Annotated in this window: 12 protein-coding genes; 6 read left to right on the forward strand and 6 right to left on the reverse strand. The window is 67.3% G+C overall.

All coding sequences use genetic code 11. The features are described 5' to 3' along the window. Position 1: 1 nt before the first annotated feature. Positions 2-2,131 carry a glycoside hydrolase family 31 protein gene (locus LZC94_27700; GenBank protein ID WXB11635.1) on the forward strand — a complete coding sequence of 710 codons (2,130 nt, stop codon included), beginning with the start codon at positions 2-4 and terminating at the stop codon, positions 2,129-2,131. On the opposite strand, the gene LZC94_27705 is transcribed toward LZC94_27700, so the two are convergent. Beyond that, entirely contained in the window at positions 2,121-2,516 is a 396-nt protein-coding gene (locus LZC94_27705) for a barstar family protein (protein ID WXB11636.1), read from the reverse strand. The genes LZC94_27700 and LZC94_27705 overlap by 11 nt on opposite strands. A gap of 9 nt (positions 2,517-2,525) precedes the next feature. Further along, positions 2,526-4,001, reverse strand: a complete 1,476-nt coding sequence (locus tag LZC94_27710; GenBank protein WXB11637.1) for a Hint domain-containing protein — start codon at positions 3,999-4,001, stop codon at positions 2,526-2,528. 327 nt (positions 4,002-4,328) lie between these two features. On the opposite strand from LZC94_27710, the gene LZC94_27715 reads away from it, so the two are divergent. The 5 genes from LZC94_27715 to meaB all read left to right on the forward strand — a co-directional run bounded on the left by LZC94_27715 (position 4,329) and on the right by meaB (position 13,488). After that, positions 4,329-4,754: a hypothetical protein gene (locus tag LZC94_27715; GenBank protein WXB11638.1), complete on the forward strand. Its 426-nt coding sequence runs from the start codon at positions 4,329-4,331 to the stop codon at positions 4,752-4,754. Positions 4,755-4,982: 228 nt separating this feature from the next. After that, complete coding sequence (locus LZC94_27720; GenBank protein ID WXB11639.1) at positions 4,983-8,591, forward strand: methylmalonyl-CoA mutase family protein; 3,609 nt, start codon at positions 4,983-4,985, stop codon at positions 8,589-8,591. Positions 8,592-8,603: 12 nt separating this feature from the next. Then, positions 8,604-10,328 (forward strand): methylmalonyl-CoA mutase family protein, encoded by a 1,725-nt coding sequence (locus LZC94_27725; protein WXB11640.1) that lies wholly within the window; start codon positions 8,604-8,606, stop codon positions 10,326-10,328. Then, positions 10,325-12,493: a methylmalonyl-CoA mutase gene (scpA, locus tag LZC94_27730; GenBank protein ID WXB11641.1), complete on the forward strand. Its 2,169-nt coding sequence runs from the start codon at positions 10,325-10,327 to the stop codon at positions 12,491-12,493. Before LZC94_27725 ends, scpA begins: the two co-directional genes overlap by 4 nt. Then, a complete protein-coding gene (gene meaB, locus LZC94_27735; protein ID WXB11642.1) occupies positions 12,490-13,488 on the forward strand; it encodes a methylmalonyl Co-A mutase-associated GTPase MeaB in 999 nt (332 codons plus the stop codon). Before scpA ends, meaB begins: the two co-directional genes overlap by 4 nt. Here meaB and LZC94_27740 read toward each other — a convergent pair. From LZC94_27740 to LZC94_27755, 4 genes are all read right to left on the reverse strand, one after another. Then, positions 13,481-13,954 (reverse strand): hypothetical protein, encoded by a 474-nt coding sequence (locus LZC94_27740; GenBank protein ID WXB11643.1) that lies wholly within the window; start codon positions 13,952-13,954, stop codon positions 13,481-13,483. The two genes, meaB and LZC94_27740, sit on opposite strands and share 8 nt — an antisense overlap. 195 nt (positions 13,955-14,149) lie before the next feature. Next, positions 14,150-15,349: an FAD-dependent monooxygenase gene (locus LZC94_27745; GenBank protein WXB11644.1), complete on the reverse strand. Its 1,200-nt coding sequence runs from the start codon at positions 15,347-15,349 to the stop codon at positions 14,150-14,152. Further along, positions 15,346-16,842, reverse strand: coding sequence for an FAD-dependent oxidoreductase (locus LZC94_27750; protein ID WXB11645.1), 1,497 nt, complete (start codon positions 16,840-16,842; stop codon positions 15,346-15,348). The genes LZC94_27745 and LZC94_27750 overlap by 4 nt, the downstream gene beginning before the upstream one ends. Further along, positions 16,788-17,723, reverse strand: a complete 936-nt coding sequence (locus LZC94_27755; protein WXB11646.1) for a hypothetical protein — start codon at positions 17,721-17,723, stop codon at positions 16,788-16,790. The genes LZC94_27750 and LZC94_27755 overlap by 55 nt, the downstream gene beginning before the upstream one ends. Positions 17,724-17,780 lie beyond the last annotated feature (57 nt).

Below are 17,780 nucleotides of genomic sequence, written 5' to 3' on the forward strand. Positions count from 1 at the left end.
GATGGAACGCCGAACCGAGCCCGCACCGACTTCGATTTCGCGTCGCAGAAGGGGCGCCGCGCTCGCGGGTGCGACCTTGCTCACGGGCGCCACGTCGTGTGCAAGCTCGCTCGATGCGCCGGCGACGGCCAGCATCACGAGGACGGGGACGAGCACCGTGTTGAGCGTGGGCTCGGCGCGGATCGCTCCTCCTTACGAGGTGGAGATTCGCCGCTCCCCGTTTCAAATCATCACGCGGCGGGGCGGGCAGACGGTGCTCCAAACCACGTCGGTCGGTCCGGCGGCCATCGATCTGGATACCGCTTCGGGTGTCGTGGGCACCACGGATGTGCGCAATGTGATTTGGCACGGTGGGACGTTGGCCATCGACGTCGCCACCACCGATCCAACCCGAAGCGTTCGTGTCGTGCTCACACCCGAGGCGCGCGGCTACCGACTGACCGCGCGTGTCAGCGGAGAGCGCCCGAGCGCGATGGCGTTGCACTACGACATGCCCATATCGGGACACTGGTACGGCCACGGCGAGACCAAGACCGACAAGGGTGGTCCTTACAAGGAACAAGTGTGGCCGCTCGACGGGGTGGGCGCGCTCGGCGGGCGTCCCTTGGACAAGGCGTTCGGGCCCGCGTCGTACAATATGGTGGAGCCATTCTGGTTTACGCAAACGGCGGCCGGATTCACGGTGAACACGGCGCGTTTGATGACGGTGTCCATGGGCGCGGCGCGCGAGAAGGTGGCCGACTTCGCGGTCCACGACAGCGAGAGCATCGAGTCGAGCGTCTTCGTCGGGCGCACGCCGCGCGACGTGTTCGGCGGCTACCTGGAGATCGCGGGCAAACCCGCGTCGAGCGACGCCACCGATCTGCAATACGAGAAGGTGGTGTGGAACTCGTGGGCGCAGTTCTACGCGTCCGTCACGCAGAAGGACTTCCTCGACTGGGCGCAGAAGATCCACGAGGCCAAGATCCCGAGCCACACCTTCAGCCTCGACGATGGTTGGATGAGCCACTATGGCGACTTCACCTGGAACGAGAAGTTCCCCGATCCCAAAGCGATGGTCGATCGCATCCACGCCATGGGGTACCGATTCGGCATTTGGGTCACGCTCTGGATCAACCTCGACGCGGACAATTACCGATTTGCGGCCGACCGCGGTTATCTGCTGAAATCGAAAGACGATCCGCGCACGCCCTGCACGGTGACCTGGTGGAACGGCAAGGCGGGCATCGTCGACCTGGCCAATCCGCAGGCGCGCGAGTGGTATTTGGGGCAGCTCCAGGGGCTGCGCACCAACTTGGGCGTCGACGGCTTCAAGTTCGATACGCGCTTCTTCGACGAGCGCTGCGCGCCCTACACCCCCGAGCTCACCATGTTCGATTACCAGCGGCTCGGCGCCGACATGGCGCAGCAGTTCGATCTGCAGGGCATGGGCATCCGCACGCACTGGACGGGGGCGCAACGCGATGGGTTCGTGATCCGCCAGATCGACAAGGGCACGGGGTGGGACGCGCTGCAATCGGCGGTCACGCAGAACCTCGCGCTCGCGACCGTGGGCTATCCGTTCCTGACCACCGATATGATCGGCGGCTCGCTCGATCAACCGGCGCCGAGCAAGCAGGTGCTGGTGCGCTGGGCGCAAGTGGCCGCGGCCATGCCGCTGATGTACGCGTCGACCTCGCCGCGGGGGGTGCGCGATCCCGTCTCGGGGCGCTGGGTGCCTTACGACGAGGAGACGGTGCGGCTCTATCGCCAGGCGGTGCGCCTGCACGGCTTGCTCACGCCGTACATCTTGAAGCAGCGGGACCGCGCCATCGAGGCGGGGGAGCCCATCGTCAAGCCGCTGTTCTTCGACTTTCCGAGCGATGCGGCCAGCTACGATCTCACCGACGAGTGGCTGCTCGGCGACTCCGTGCTCGCAGCACCGGTGGTGACCGACTCGCTGCAGCGCGACGTGCACCTGCCCGAGGGCAAGTGGTTCGACGTGGCGCGCGGGCGCGAGGTGCGCGGCCCTACGGATCTGCGCGCGTACCCGGCGGATCTGGGGACGTTGCCGCTCTTCGTCCGGCTCGGCACCGCGGAGGGCGCCGAGCTCGCGCGTGCGCTGAAGGGCGTACGCGATTCTACGATGTGACGATGCTGATCTCCGTCGGGCGCCCTCGGGTGTACTCCGGCATGGCGAGGGTCTGTGCGATGGAGACCAAGACGTCGAGCGCCGTCTCGCGATCGGCGGCCGGCTCCATCGCATCGATCCCCGGCCATACGATGACCACGCGGCGCGCGTCCGCCACGTGCAGGCCGCCCCGCAGCGAGTCGAGGAGCGCGTCCCAGCTTCGGTTGCTGACCAGCGGCGGATCCAAGGGGAGCCCTGCCCGGATGGCGTTGAAGAAACCGTCTCGATCGGTGACGTTCGAGAGCACGTAGGCGGCCATACCCGACCTCTTGGCGAGGTCGAGCACGGCGCTCACGTCGAGGTTTTCGAGCCGCACGACGCCCTTCTCGAATTTCTCGAACGTCATCGCAGGACCTCAGAGTGTGCCGGGGAGCTTGACGAACGCCGGCGGACCGTGATCGCCGTAGTGCGTATTCGAATAGTAGATATCTCCCGTGGCCGTGTCGACGACGATGCGCCGGCTGCCCGCGGATTTGTCCCCGTACTCAGCCGGAACGCGGTACTCGCGGTAGGGCGGGTCGCCGGGGTTCTTGAGGGGCAAATCGCCGGCCTTGTTCTGGAACGGAACGCCCCACTGGTCGCCTTGAACACCCGACGGCTGCTTGCCGTTGCGGATCTGATCGAGCGTATCTTGAATGCGCTGCGGCTCGGAGTCCTGCGGGTTCTTCTTGGCTTCCGCCTCTTTCTTGTTGGCCTCGTTCCTCGCGTCGTCCGCTTCCTTGCGCGCCTTGTCGGCTTGATCCTTCATGCGGTCTTCCGACGCCTGCGGGATCTTCGGGTTGGTCTTCCGCTTCTCTTTGAGGTCCTCGTACTTCTTGTCCGCGAGGTTGGCGAGGTCCTCTTTTCGCTTGGCCTCGGCCGCGGCCGCGGCGGCCTCCTGCTCCTTCTTGTACGCATCTTGGACCGCGGGACTGGTCGTGGACGGCGGCGTATACGACGGGGGCGGCGTCTTGCCAGGGGCCACCGAGCCCGGGGTGCCCCCTGCCGGGAGCGGCGGGTTCTGATACCCCGGCGGAAGCGGCGGTGGCGAGTACCCCGGCGGCGGAGTCCACGGGGTCACTGGCCCGGTCGGCGTTCCTCCCGTACCACCCGTTCCTCCGGTGCCGCCCGTACCGCCGGTGCCGCCCGTACCACCGGTGCCCCCCGTACCGCACCCGGTCTGATTGTGCACCCACACGGCCGAGTGGCCGACGAAGTACGTGTGGTCGACATCGACCTCGAAGTTGTAAACGGGCGCCTCTTGCTCGATGGGCACCACCTTGCGCACGCGGACCTCGCGCCCGGCGCGATCGATCAGCGTTTCGCCGGCAGGGAGCTCGCCGGCAGGGACCCAGCCGCCGATGCTGGCCGCGAAGAACAGGTGGTCCGGCGTGGAGCGGATCGTCTCGCGCTCGGCCTCGACCGTTTCGATCTGAACGTCGACCAGCGAGGGCGCCGGCCGCACGAAGGTGGTCACGATGCGATGCACGCTGGCCGCGCTGTCCGACGCATTGCGCGCGAACACCATATCGCCGGCCTTCAGGCTCTCGATGGGCCTCTCGCCGGAGGGCGTGGCGACCATCGTGCCCGCGACGAAGCACGCTCCCGGAGCTTCACACACCCCGCCCGCGCAGCTCCCAGGCGTGCCGCCGCCGGTACCCGGCGTCCCCCCACCCGTCCCGGAACCGGGCGCGCCCGAGCCACCGAGGAGGGTCGCGGTCGCCGATTGCGTGGTGAGGCCGGTGTTTCGCCCCAGCAGGCGGAACCCCATGCCGACGAGGAGAAGAATCGCCCCCAGAAGAAGCGCGTACTCGACCGCCGAGACGCCCCGTCGATCGCGAAGGAGGTGCACGAACGAAGCGAAGGGTGAAGGAGCGCGCAGAGAAGACTGAGAAGGAGCAGTACCCAGGCGCGTGCCATCTCGTCGGGGTGCCGCCTTACATTGCTGTGAGGCCATTATTTCTCTCTATGCGGTGTCCCGCGCCAGAGAGCAATTGCTTTCGGGGGAGACATATGCACTCGTCCACGAACACGAACGGGTTCACCGCGTCATTTTCCCTGTTTTGCGGGGCGAATGCCGGGCTCGGCGGATGGCCTTCGGCGGGCTTGGCGGGGCCCCCGCGCGCGCCTCGGGTGGCCCTCGTCGAACGCGACGTGGTACACGTCACCGCCACGTTGCATGATCAGCCGTGTCCGTGAGGTAGGTCGCCTCATCGAGCTACGATACGTCCTTCCGATTCAATTGGCCGATCTCGACGAGAGGGCCCTCGCGAGCTGGATCCAGCTCCTCGAATCGGTGCCTCGCCCTGTCGTATGCATCGACGTACGCGACGCAAGCGTCCTCTCCCCGGAGCTCGCCGACCGCCTCGCGGTGCTGATGGATCGCACCCGCGGTCTCTTCGCGCGCGCCGCCGAGATCGTGTCTCCGTCCACCAGCCGCACCTTCCTCCTACAGCTCGATCGCATCGCCCGACAGACCGCCGATCCCGCGCGCCGCATCTTCACCGATCCGCGCGACGCCATCGCCTGGCTCGACGAAGTGCTCGAGCCCGACGAGCGCGCCCGCCTTCGCGCCTTTCTCGCCCGCCGCAACCGCCGCGCATAAGGCCCAGCGGTCGCTCGCACAGCAAAGATGCACCTCAGCGCGGGCAGAGCTCGCGACGAACGACTGTGACGCGGACACCGCGGCCGGATCATCGCGCGGCTCGTCTTGTCGAAGCCGAAGAATTCTGCGATTCCATCGTGCTAGGGCTATCTTGTTGCTGCCCCTAACGTCTCGCCTGGTGCGCCCTTGGCGCTCTGATGTCAACGATGCTCTGACCCCGTGAAAACCATGACGAACCCTGCCCACGCCGAAGGTCCTCGAGGAGTCCAACCGCTGCCGGCGATGCGCGCAAATCGTGCGCGCGAGCACGGCGAAGACCAAGGCGGGCAGGCCAAGGAGCGACCGCCTCAAGCGAAGGTGGCTCCCGCCACACCTGCCACCTTGGCGTCACAAACGCCTTACAAGCCGCGTCATCATGTGCGCTTGGTGAGCGCGGCGTCGCTCTTCGATGGCCATGACGCGGCCATCAATGTGATGCGAAGGTTGATGCAGGCGTCGGGCGCCGAGGTCATCCACTTGGGGCACAACCGTTCGGTGGCGGAGATCGTGAATTGCGCCATTCAGGAGGATGTGCAGGGCATTGCCATCACCTCGTACCAAGGCGGTCACGTCGAATACTTCAAGTACATGATCGACCTGCTCCGAAAGGCCGGCGCCAACACCAAGGTGTTCGGCGGCGGCGGCGGGACCATCCTCCCGAGCGAGATCGAGGAGCTCCACGCGTATGGCGTCGCCCGCATTTACTCGCCCGACGATGGGCGGGCGATGGGGCTCATCGGGATGATCAACGACGTGTTGGAGCGGTGCGACTTCGAGAAGCGCGAGCCAGACTTTGCGCCCCTTCTCGAGCGCCTCTCGCAGCGAGAGCCCGCCACCATCGCGGGGCTCATCACCATCGCCGAGAATTTCCCGGAGGCCGGCGACAAGCTGCGCGCGGCCCTCGCCTCGCGGCCGGGCGCCGAGGCGGCCAAGAAGGTGCCGGTGCTCGGCATCACCGGCACCGGCGGCGCCGGAAAATCGAGCCTCGTCGACGAGCTGGTGCGCCGGTTTTTGGCCGATAGCGAGGACAAGACCATCGCCGTGCTCTCGGTCGACCCCTCCAAGCGCAAATCGGGCGGCGCGCTCTTGGGCGATCGCATCCGCATGAACGCCATCGACGACCCCCGCGTGTACATGCGCTCGCTCGCCACCCGCCAGTCGAACCTGGCGCTGTCGAAGCACGTGGGCGAGTCCATCGAGGCGTGCCGGGCGGCCGGATTCGACCTCATCGTGGTCGAGACCTCGGGCATCGGGCAGTCCGACACCGAGATCACCGAGCACGCGGATGTCTCGCTCTACTTGATGACCGCCGAATACGGCGCGGCGACGCAGCTCGAGAAGATCGACATGCTCGACTTCGCCGATGTCATCGCCATCAACAAATTCGATAAGCGAGGCTCGCTCGACGCGCTGCGTGACGTCAAAAAGCAGTGGCGCCGCAACCACAACGCCTTTTCCATCCCCGACGAGGAGGTGCCGGTCTACGGGACCATCGCCTCGCAGTTCAACGATCCGGGGATGAACCAGCTCTACGGCAAGATCATGCAGGCCGTCGCGCAAAAGACGGGGGCCCCGCTCGCGTCGCGCCTGGAGATCACCCCGGGCATGAGCGAAAAGCGCTGGATCATCCCGCCCGAGCGCACCCGCTACCTGGCCGAGATCGTGGAGACGTGCGAGAGCTACGACGCCTTCGTGCGCGCGCAGGCGGCCATCGCGCGCAAGCTCTACCAGCTGCACGGCAGCATCGAGGCGCTGCGGGCCAAGGTCGGCAAGAAGCACCTCGAGATCGTGGAGCCCACCGGCCCGGCGGACATCGTCAAGGTCACCGAGGTGGTCGAGGGCGAGCCGGCCGCGGTGCGCGAGCTGGTCGAGCTCTATCGTGATCTGGAGGGGCGCCTGCACCCCGAATGCAAAAAGCTCCTCGACGAGTGGCCGGCCACCCAGCGGCGTTATGCGGCCGCCAAATATCAATTCAAGGTTCGCGACAAGGTCATCGATTTGGACCTGGTCTCCGAGACGCTCTCCCATTTGCGGGTCCCCAAGGTCGCGCTCCCCAAATACGAAGATTGGGGCGATCTGCTCGTATGGCTTCTGCGCGAGAGCCCGCCCGGCCAATTCCCGTTTACGGCCGGCGTCTTTCCGCTCAAGCGCGAGGGCGAGGATCCGGCGCGCATGTTCGCCGGCGAGGGCGGGCCGGAGCGCACGAACAAGCGCTTCCACTACGTGTCGCGCGGCTTGCCGGCCAAGCGCCTGTCGACGGCGTTCGACTCCGTCACGCTCTACGGCGAAGATCCCGATCACCGCCCCGACATCTACGGCAAGGTCGGAAACTCCGGGGTGTCGATCGCCAATGTCGACGACGCCAAGAAGCTCTACTCCGGATTCGACCTGGCCGACCCGTCGACCTCGGTCTCCATGACCATCAATGGCCCGGCCCCGATGCTGCTGGGGTTCTTCCTCAACGCGGCCATCGATCAGCAATGCGAAAAGTGGATTCGCGCGCAAGGAAAGGTCGCGGAGGTCGATAAGAAGATCTCCGAAATCTACGCCCGTCGCGGCGCGCCGCGGCCTGCGTACCAGGGCACCTTGCCCGAAGGGAACGACGGGCTCGGGCTGCTCCTCCTCGGCGTCTCGGGCGACGAGGTGCTGCCGCCGGAGGTGTACGCCAAGATCAAGGCGCAGACCCTCTCGCAGGTGCGCGGCACCGTGCAGGCCGACATTCTCAAAGAAGACCAAGCGCAGAACACGTGCATCTTCTCCACCGAGTTCGCGCTGCGCGTGATGGGCGACATTCAGCAGTACTTCATCGACCAGAACGTGCGGAACTTCTACTCGGTCTCCATCTCCGGCTACCACATCGCCGAGGCGGGGGCGAACCCGGTGTCCCAGCTGGCGTTCACCTTGGCCAATGGGTTTACGTTCGTCGAGTATTACCTGTCGCGCGGGATGCACATCGACGACTTCGCGCCCAACCTGTCGTTCTTCTTCTCCAATGGAATGGACCCCGAGTACACGGTGCTCGGGCGGGTGGCCCGGCGCATCTGGGCCAAGGCGATCCGCGACAAATACAACGGGAACGACCGCTCGCAGAAGCTGAAGTACCATATCCAAACGTCGGGTCGCTCCTTGCACGCGCAGGAAATTGCGTTCAACGACATTCGGACCACCTTGCAAGCGCTCCTGGCGCTGCAAGACAATTGCAACTCGCTCCACACCAACGCGTACGACGAGGCCATCACCACGCCGACCGAGGAGAGCGTGCGGCGCGCGCTGGCGATTCAGCTCATCATCAACAAGGAGTTCGGCCTGGCCAAGAACGAGAACCCCACGCAAGGCTCGTTCATCGTGGAGGAGCTGACCGACCTGGTCGAGGCGGCGGTGCTCAACGAGTTTCGCTCGATCTCCGAGCGCGGCGGGGTGCTCGGCGCGATGGAGCGCATGTACCAGCGCTCGAAGATCCAGGAAGAGTCGCTGTATTACGAGACGCTCAAGCACAATGGGACCTTGCCCATCGTCGGCGTCAACACGTACCTCGATCCCAAGGGCTCCCCCACCGTGCAGCCCCCGGAGGTCATCCGGGCCACCAAAGAGGAGAAGGACTACGCCATCGACGCGCGCAACGCCTTCTGGAAGCGCAACGCGGGCGAGGGCGAGGTCGCGCTCGAGGGCGTACGGCGCGCGGCGCTCGATGGGGGGAACGTGTTCGCCGCCCTCATGGAGGCGTGCAAGGTCTGCACGTTGGGGCAGCTCTCGGGCGCGCTTTACCAGGTCGGTGGTCAATACCGGCGCAACATGTAAATGAAGCCGGACATGGAGTTCCAACAAGTCGCGCTCGCCGACTGGCGGGCGCAGGTCGAAAAAGAGCTCGCCGGAAGACCGTTCGACAAGACGCTCGTCCACGAGGCGCTGAGCGGCGTGGACATCGCGCCGCTCTACACGGAGGCTCCCCAGGGCGTCGGGCGATGGCAGCGGGCGGAGCCCTTTCGCATCTGCATGCGCCATGAGCCCGGGGCTTCGCGCGATGCGCTGGTGGCAGATCGCGCGGGCGGGGCCGATGCGTTCTGGCTCGGGTTGGGTGAGCTCGACGCGCTGCTCCGGACGGGCGGCGGCGCGGGGATCGCGGACGGCGCGTTTTTCGTGCTCGATGCGGAGGACGCTCCGCCGGAGGGGTTCGCGGCAAAGGCGTTTGCGCTGAACGTCGATCCGCTGGCGCGGCGGGCGCGGGGTGGTTCGCCGTCGGGGGACGCGGCGCAGGCGCTTTCGGCGCTGGGGCGAACGGCGCGGAAGGTGGAGGAGCGATTTCCGGGGGCGAGCGCGGTGATGATCTCGACCCTCCCGTACCATGATGCGGGGGCGGATGCCGCCGACGAGCTGGCCTTTGCGCTCTCCACCGGCGTGAGCTACCTCGAGGCGCTGCGGGACGCGGGGCTCTCGGCGGACGCCGCCGCGCGGCAGATTGCCTTGCAGGTCGCGGTGGGGCGCGACACGTTTCTGGAGCTTTGCAAGGTGCGGGCGCTTCGCATCTGTTGGGCAAAGTTGCTGGTGGCGGCGGGCGGGAGAGACGTCGCGGAGGCGACGGGCGCAAACGACGCGAAGGGCGCGGCGCGGACCAACGTGCACGCGGTCTGTTCGTCGCGGACGCTCACCGTGCGCGATCCGTGGGTGAATTTGCTGCGCATCACCACGCAGGTGTTCGCGGCGGTGCTCGGCGGCGCCGATTGGGTGACGCCGCAGGCGTTCGATCGGGCGCTGGGCGCGCCTTCGGCGCAGGCGCATCGCATCGCGCGCAATACGGGGCTCGTGCTTCGGGAGGAGAGCTTCCTCGGCAAGGTGATGGATCCGGCGGGCGGCTCGTATTACCTCGATACGCTCACCGATGCCCTGGCGCGCGAAGGCTGGAAGCGCTTTCGGGCGCTCGAGCAAGAAGGCGGCATCGTGAGCGCGCTGGAGAGCGGTCGCCTCGCGGCGCGGCTCGAGGCGGCGTGGCGTTCGCGGCTCTCGGCGATCGCGAGCCGCAAGACGCCCATTCTCGGCGTATCCGAGTTTGCCAACCTCGATGAAGAGCTGCCCCGCTCTGCGCCGGCGGCGGCGACCGCATCGGCAAAGGCCGGAGGCGCGCTGCCCGCGCACCGCGACGCGGAGCCATTCGAGACGCTGCGGGCGCATGCCGAAGCGCAAACCTCCGCGCCAGAGGCGCTCCTCGCGACCTTGGGCCCGCTCCCCGAATCGCGCGCGCGGGTCGGGTTCGCGGCGGGGTTCTTTGCGGCGGGCGGGATCCGCACGCGCGAGAGCACGGCGGACGAAGAGGCCGTCGTGGCCTGCATCTGCGGCAGCGACGAACGCTACGCCACCGAGGCCGCGGCCCGGGCGCGCGCGCTCAAAGCCGCGGGCTGCCAGCGGGTGCTGCTCGCCGGGCGGCCCGGCGCGCTGGAGGCGACCTTGCGCGAGGCGGGGGTCGATGGATTCATCTTCGTGGGCTGCGACGTCATCGCAACCTTGTCCGAGCTTTTTCAGGTTTTTCCGGGGACACCATGAGCCGTCATCTTCCGGATTTCGCCTCCATCGACTTCGACGCGATCCCGCTCGGCGCCTTTTCCGCCGACGGCGACGCCCGCGCAGTGAGCGCAGCCGCCGCGGCCACCTGGGACACGCCGGAACAAATCCCACACCGCGCGCTCTACACGCCGGACGACACGGCAAATCTCCCGCACCTCGGCACCCTCCCCGGCTTTGCGCCGTTTGTACGCGGTCCCTACCCGACCATGTACGTGCAAAAGCCGTGGACCGTGCGCCAATATGCGGGGTTCTCCACGGCGGAGGACTCCAACGCGTTTTACCGCCGCAACCTGGCCGCCGGCCAAATGGGCCTCTCGATCGCGTTCGATCTGGCCACCCACCGCGGCTACGACAGCGACCACCCGCGCGTGGTCGGCGACGTGGGCATGGCCGGCGTGGCCATCGACTCCATCCTCGATATGCGACTTCTCTTCGACGGCATTCCGCTCGACAAGATGAGCGTATCGATGACCATGAACGGCGCGGTCCTGCCGATCCTGGCGCTCTACATCGTCGCGGCCGAGGAGCAGGGCGTCCCGCTCGAGAAGCTCACGGGCACCATTCAGAACGATATCCTCAAAGAGTTCATGGTGCGCAATACGTATATTTATCCCCCCGCGCCATCGATGAAGATCATCGCGGACATTTTCGCGTTTACCTCGCAGAAGATGCCCAAGTTCAACTCGATATCCATCTCCGGCTACCATATGCAAGAAGCCGGGGCGACCGCCGATCTGGAGCTCGGATACACCCTCGCCGACGGCCTGGAATACGTGCGCACGGGCATCGCCTCCGGGATGAGCGTGGACGCCTTCGCGCCGCGGCTCTCGTTCTTCTTCGCCATCGGCATGAACTTCTTCATGGAGGTGGCGAAGCTCCGCGCGGCGCGCCTCCTGTGGGCGCGCCTCATGTCGCGCTTCTCGCCCAAGAGCTCCAAGAGCCTGATGCTGCGGGCGCACTGCCAGACGTCGGGCTGGTCGCTCACCGCGCAGGACGTCTACAACAACGTCATCCGCACGTGCATCGAGGCCATGGCCGCCACGCAGGGCCACACGCAGAGCCTGCACACCAACTCGCTCGACGAAGCCCTGGCCCTCCCCACCGATTTCTCCGCCCGCATCGCGCGCAACACCCAGCTCCAACTGCAGCTCGAGTCGGGCACCTGCCGCCCCGTCGATCCGTGGGGCGGCAGCCATTACGTGGAGCGGCTCACCCACGATCTAGCGGCGCGCGCGCAGGCGCACATCGACGAGGTCGAGTCCTTGGGCGGCATGGTCAAGGCCATCGAGGCCGGCGTACCCAAGCTCCGCATCGAAGAAGCCGCGGCGCGCACCCAGGCGCGCATCGACTCCGGGCGCCAAGCCATCATCGGCGTCAACCGCTTTCGCCCGACCACGCCCGAGTCGGTGCCCGTGCTCAAGGTCGATAACGGGGCGGTGCGGCGCACGCAAATCGAGCGGCTCGAGCAGCTGCGGCGCGAGCGCGACGGCGCGGCCTGCCAGCGCGCGCTCGACGCGCTCACCGCGTGCGCCGAGGGGCGCGGCGGCAATTTGCTCGAGCTCGCGACGGCGGCGGCGAGGGCGCGCGCCTCGGTGGGCGAGATCTCCATGGCGCTCGAGAAGGCGTGGGGGCGCCACCAAGCGGTGGTCCGCGCCATCACGGGTGTGTACGCTGGCGAAGTGGGAGAACAGTCGACCATGGTGGCGGCCGTACGCGCGCGCACGAAGGCATTTCTCGATCGCGAGGGGCGCAGGCCGCGCATCCTCGTCGCCAAGATGGGGCAAGACGGCCACGATCGCGGGCAAAAGGTGATCGCCACGGCCTTCGCCGATCTCGGCTTCGACGTGGACATCGGCCCGCTGTTCCAGACCCCCGAGGAGACGGCGCAAGCCGCGGTCGAAAACGACGTGCACATCATCGGCGCGAGCTCGTTGGCCGCGGGTCACCTGACCCTCGTCCCTGCCCTGCGCGCCGCGCTGGCTGCGCGCGGCCGGCCCGACATCCTGGTCGTGGTGGGCGGCGTCATTCCCCCCGACGACTACCAAGCGCTGCGCGACGCGGGCGCGGCCGAGATCTTCGGCCCGGGCACGGTCATCGCGGAGGCGGCCGGCTCCTTGCTCGATCGTCTGGAACCCGGCACATGACGGTCAAGCGCCCGCGCCTTTCGCTCGACGACTACGAGCGCGGAGTGCGCGGACGCAACCGCGCCGTGCTCGCCCAGGCCATCACCCTCGTCGAGAGCCGCAACGAGAGCGACGCCAAGCTCGCCCAGGAGCTGCTCACGCGCCTCTTGCCCGCGACGGGCGGCGCGCGGCGGGTGGGGGTGACCGGGGTGCCGGGGGTGGGCAAGAGCACCTTCGTCGACGAGCTTGGGATGCGCCTCCTCGGGCGGGGAAAAAAGGTGGCGGTCCTCGCCATCGATCCCTCGAGCACCATCTCCGGAGGCTCCATCCTGGGCGACAAAACGCGCATGGCGCGGCTCTCGTTGGAGCCCGACGCGTTCATCCGCCCCTCGCCCAGCGGCCTCACGCCCGGCGGCATCGCGCGGCGCACGCGCGAGACCATGCTCCTCTGCGAGGCCGCGGGGTTCGACGTCATCCTGGTCGAAACCGTGGGCGTCGGGCAAGGCGAGACCGCGGTGGCCGACATGGTCGACTTCTTCTTGGTCCTCGCCCTGGCCGGCGCCGGCGACGAGCTCCAGGGCATCAAGAAAGGCGTCCTCGAGCTCGCGGACGCGATCGGCGTCAACAAATGCGACGGCGATGGCGCGGCGCGGGCCCGCACGGCGCTCGCCGATCTGCGCGCGGCCTTGCGCTACCTGCCGCGCCGGCGCCCGAGCTGGGAGGTGCGCGCGCTCGCCATCTCCGGGCAGACCGGCGACGGCCTCGATGCGCTCTGGGACGTCATCGAAGAGCACCGGCGCGCCCTCGAAGCCTCCGGCGAGCTGGGTGCGATGCGCGCGGAGCAGCAGCGCTCGTGGATGTGGTCCCTCATCGCCGATCGCCTCGAGCGCACCTTCCGCGCGCACCCCGCCGTCGCCGCCCGCCTCGCGCGCATCGAGGCCGACGTCCTGCATGGCCGCACCACCCCACCGGCGGCGACGGACGAGCTCTTCGAGGTCTTCGGGACCGCTACGTAGTGGTGCAGTTCAAGACGGGGACCGTTCCCTCGACCCCGCCGCTGCGATCGGTGTTCGCGCGAATCCCGACCGACTTACCGTCCGCCGAGACCTCCAGACGGCCGGCCACCGAAATGGCGTTCAAGCCTTTGCTCTTCACGAACAAAGTGGCATTCCGCGTGAAATCGAAATTGTACGAGAGGCTTGGAGCCCAGCCCTTTACCGTGATCAGCACCCGAAGCTCGGTATCGGGCGGCGCGGCGCAGGTGCCCTCCTGATCGTAAATGGTGAGGCGCGAGTCGTCTCCCCGTTTGGTGACCATGGCGATCTTGCCCTGGAAAGCTTTGCCGTCGATCGTCCCCTTGAGCGGCTCGTTCTTGACGGGCCCCCCGGGATCCTGGTTCGTGGCTTTGACGTCGTCGTCGCTGCACCCCATCAGAGCGGCAGCAGCGAAGGGGATCACGGCAATAAGGAATCGAAGCTTCATCGAGTTATCCTCCCTTTGACTGGGCGATGCATGCGCCGCGGCGCGCGGCCGCGCTGCACCATTCAGCACCGGAGGTCCGACGGGATCCGAATCCACGGCATTCATCGCCGTTCGGAGGAAATCGAATTAGCGTCACACTTTGGCGTGAATCGCTGCGCGCGCACACGCCGGCACATGAGCCATCCCACTTCGCGGTCACGGATTGGCGGAGATCAGCGCATCGAGCACCCGCTCCTGCCATGTCGCATAGGGCCCTATGAACGAGGCGGGATCGCGCATGACCCCCTGGAGCGACCGCACGCCCAGCGGGATGTGCTTGGCGCGGAGCATGGCTATCCCCTTCATGCGCGCGTTGAACTGAACGGGCCACACCCGGCGCACGCGGCGGCGAACGTAGCGCGGGAAGGCGCGGCGCACGGGGTGCTGGCGAAGCTCCTCGGAGAGAACGAGCGCGTCCTCCATGGCCATCGAGGCGCCCATGCCGCCGAAGGGGAGCATCGCGTGGGCGGCGTCGCCGAGGAGGCCCACCCGGTTCGCGTGCCACGTGGCGCGCCACACCTCCTCGAGCGGCGCGTGAAAGATCGACGCCGCGTCGGGCGCGTGCGCCAAGAGCTGCTCCACCAGGGGGCCAAAATCGGCGAACGAGGCGAGCAAGGCGTCCCGACGCTCCGGTCCACGGAGCGCGCGCTCGCCGGGGCGGAGGGCGCGGGCGCAGTAGACGCCGAAGAGGCCGCCCGGCAGCGGATAGATTCCGAAGTAACGATCCGCCCCCCAAAATTCGAGGATGCCATCTTCGATCTGCGCCGCGGTGAGCCGCTCCTCGGCACGAAGGAGCGACACCGCGGGGACCTTGGCGATGTACGCCCACCCGATGGCCCCGAACGGGCGCGGGCCGGGGGCGCGCTCGAAGGCGAGCTGGCGAACCCGGGAGCGGATGCCGTCGGCCCCGACCACGGCGTCGTACCACTCGACCTCGCCGTTCTCGAACCGCACTTCGACGTCGCTCCGCGATTGCGCGATGGCTCGGATGCCCACCCCCAACCGAAGATCGGCGTTCTCCGGGATGCCGCGGAGCACGTCGTGCAGGGCGCCGCGCTGGAGCTGAATCAAGCTCCCATGCCGCTCGTTGAGCAGCGACATATCCATCGAGCGAACGGGGGCGCCGCTCGCGTCGGTAATGGTATAATGCACGATTTCGTGCGCGCGGCTCCTCACGGCGCCGAGCACCCCTAGGGCGGCGAGGATGCGCTGGCCATTGCCGAAGAGGCAGAGCGCATGGCCGGGCCGGTTCCACGAGGTGGCGTGATCGATCAGATCGGTATCGATTCCGCCACGCCGGAGGAGCGCGTTGAGGGACAAGCCCCCGATCCCGGCGCCGGCGATGAGGACCCTCACGGCCGGACCGCGGCGGCTCGTTTGCGAACGCGCCGGAGGCGCTCGGTCACCCACGGCTCGGCGATCCGGCGCACGATGGTGGCGGGCTTCCCTTTTGCCGCGAGCACGCGCTCGGCCGCGCGACGGCCGGAGAACGCGGCGCCCTCCATCGAGGCGTTCAAATCGTGCTTGGTGAAATCGCCCGCCAAAAAGAAGTTGCCAATGGCCGTTTCGGCGGCTGGCCTCTTCGCATGGGCCCCCGGAACGGCCGCGAACATGGCCGCGCCAATGTGCTCGATGGCCCAATCGATCAGGGTCACGTCCCGCGCCGCCGGCCATACACGCTTCAAGTCCGTGAAGAGGCGCTCGGCGATCTCCCCGTCCGAGCCTTCTTGCCCACGCGTGACCACGAATTGGTAGACCGAGCCGGGCGCGCCGCCCTGGCGCCCGAGGGTGGCCAGATCCACGAAGTCGCGCATCGCGCACCCGGTGACGAGCGGCGCGCCCGGCGGGGCGGGAAATATCTTCCTATCGAACCAAAGAATCGCCGAGATGGCCGGCGTGGTCGTCAGCCCGAGCGCATCGGTCAACCCCGCCGCCGCGCCCAGCTCCGCCCCCAAGATGCGCTGCAGCATCTGCACGGGCAGCGCCGAAACGACATAATCCGCGCGGAGCACCTCCGCCTCCGGCGCCCCCTGCCCCGCCGGCTCGACATATCCATCCGCCCGCGTACATGGCCCCCGCGCACCCGAGCGCCCCACGCGAACCCCGGTGATGCGGGTTCCATCGAACACCAGCTCACGCGCGGCCGTTCCCAGGCGAACCTCACCGCCGTGCGCCTCGATGAACCTTCGAAGCGGCTCGACCATGCACTCCTCCATGGTGCCCTCGAAGAGCCCCACGTCGCCCGCGCGCTTGTTCCGCATCAAATATTTGAGCCACGAGAGAACGGGCCGCGCGGCCGCCTCGCGGATGGTGAGAAACGACGCGGCGTCGGCCGCGGCCTCCGCCAATTCGCGAATGAAACCCGCGCCGAGCTTTCGCCTTTGGTGCCACTCGAAGTACGTCACGTGGTCGAGCTCGGCCAAATCTTCCTGCCCATAGCCGGCGACCTCCAGGCTGGCGCGCAAAAGGGGCGCGCGCTCGAGCAGCGAAATGGGCATTTCGAGCATGGGCCGGACCAGGTGCAAAGGCGGTTTGTGATCGCTGAAATACCACTCCAGCGACCCCCGGCCTTCACGCAGGTACGTATGCTTGCCGATCCATCGAATCTTCTTCGACATCCCGAGCTCGGCCAACACCTCGGTGAGGTTGACGTAATGATCGGCCAACACATGGAGCCCGGTGTCCACCGTTCGGCCGCGCGCATCCACATAGGTCGAGGTCCTGCCCCCGGCAAAAGGCGCGGCCTCGACCACGGTGACGGTGCATCCTCGTTTGGTCAGCTCGTAGGCCGCCGTCAGGCCAGCGACCCCGGCGCCAAGGACGATGGCGTCGGTCTTCCGTTCTCCCATCCACTCCTCCCATGGCTCGCGCCGATATCCTCACGGTGCTCGATATGTTTCTCATGCTCCCGACGGCCCCGCTGGCGCATACGGCCCCACGCATAGACGGCGCTCGCGCTGCCCGGCGGCGTGGGAAGGTACATGCCAAGTTGAATGAGCCGCGCCATGTCCGGATAATCATCGAGCATCGCCATGAAGCGTCCTGCCGCCTGCCACAAGGGCGAGCGGCGCTGCTCTTCGTCGAAGACGCGGTCGATCAGCTCGAAGAGGAACCGCAATGTCGAGCCGAGGAGCACGCCGAAGTCGAGCCCCAAATCGTCGAACAGGTCCAGGTGCTCGCGAATGGCTTTGCGCGCGTTCAAGCCGTAGCCGTATACGTGCACCAAGAAATCGGCCATGAAGCGCGGATCTTCGACTTGCGCGCGGCGGAGCACCGAGACGGAGAGGCGGACATGGGCCTCCTCGTCCCGCACGTTGCTCTGGAGCATGGCGCGGATTTCGGGATCCGACGTGGCCTCCGCCAAGAGGTAGAGAAACCCATAGCCGAGCCCCTCTGAAAAAAGGCAGAACATGGACGCGACGGCCGGCTTGAACGGCAGCGCAAACATTCTACCCGAGCGCCACCCCGTCCAGAATGCACGCGTGTGCTCCGGGGGGTCGACGATGCCTCCCGCGCCGAGCTTTCGGACGATGCACTCCATGTCCTCGAGGTGCTTCTGCTCGTCCTCCACCAGCTTCTTGCTCGCCTTCGCGAAGATCTCGCTCGACTCCACGTAGCGCGGATCGTTCAAGAGGCGAAAGCCTTCGAGGGCGGCGGCCTCCGCATGGTACAAATTGCTGATGAGCGCGACGTAAGACCTCCGGTGCCGATAAGGATCGATGGGAGGCAAGGGACGCGTCGCCCTCGGAATTGGAATATCGAAACGCGACATCAATAGGCGTTAGCA

The sequence above is a fragment of the Sorangiineae bacterium MSr11954 genome (assembly GCA_037157815.1).
GTDB classification, from domain to species: Bacteria; Myxococcota_A; Polyangia; order Polyangiales; family Polyangiaceae; genus Pendulispora; species Pendulispora albinea.

Bases quoted from the DNA above. Each gene is read 5' to 3' on its own strand.
- LZC94_27720 (WXB11639.1), top strand. From the start codon at position 4,983: ATGACGAACCCTGCCCACGCCGAAGGTCCTCGAGGAGTCCAACCGCTG.
- LZC94_27750 (WXB11645.1), bottom strand. From the start codon at position 16,842: ATGGGAGAACGGAAGACCGACGCCATCGTCCTTGGCGCCGGGGTCGCT.
- LZC94_27715 (WXB11638.1), top strand. From the start codon at position 4,329: ATGATCAGCCGTGTCCGTGAGGTAGGTCGCCTCATCGAGCTACGATAC.
- LZC94_27700 (WXB11635.1), top strand. From the start codon at position 2: ATGGAACGCCGAACCGAGCCCGCACCGACTTCGATTTCGCGTCGCAGA.
- meaB (WXB11642.1), top strand. From the start codon at position 12,490: ATGACGGTCAAGCGCCCGCGCCTTTCGCTCGACGACTACGAGCGCGGA.
- scpA (WXB11641.1), top strand. From the start codon at position 10,325: ATGAGCCGTCATCTTCCGGATTTCGCCTCCATCGACTTCGACGCGATC.
- LZC94_27740 (WXB11643.1), bottom strand. From the start codon at position 13,954: ATGAAGCTTCGATTCCTTATTGCCGTGATCCCCTTCGCTGCTGCCGCT.
- LZC94_27725 (WXB11640.1), top strand. From the start codon at position 8,604: ATGGAGTTCCAACAAGTCGCGCTCGCCGACTGGCGGGCGCAGGTCGAA.
- LZC94_27705 (WXB11636.1), bottom strand. From the start codon at position 2,516: ATGACGTTCGAGAAATTCGAGAAGGGCGTCGTGCGGCTCGAAAACCTC.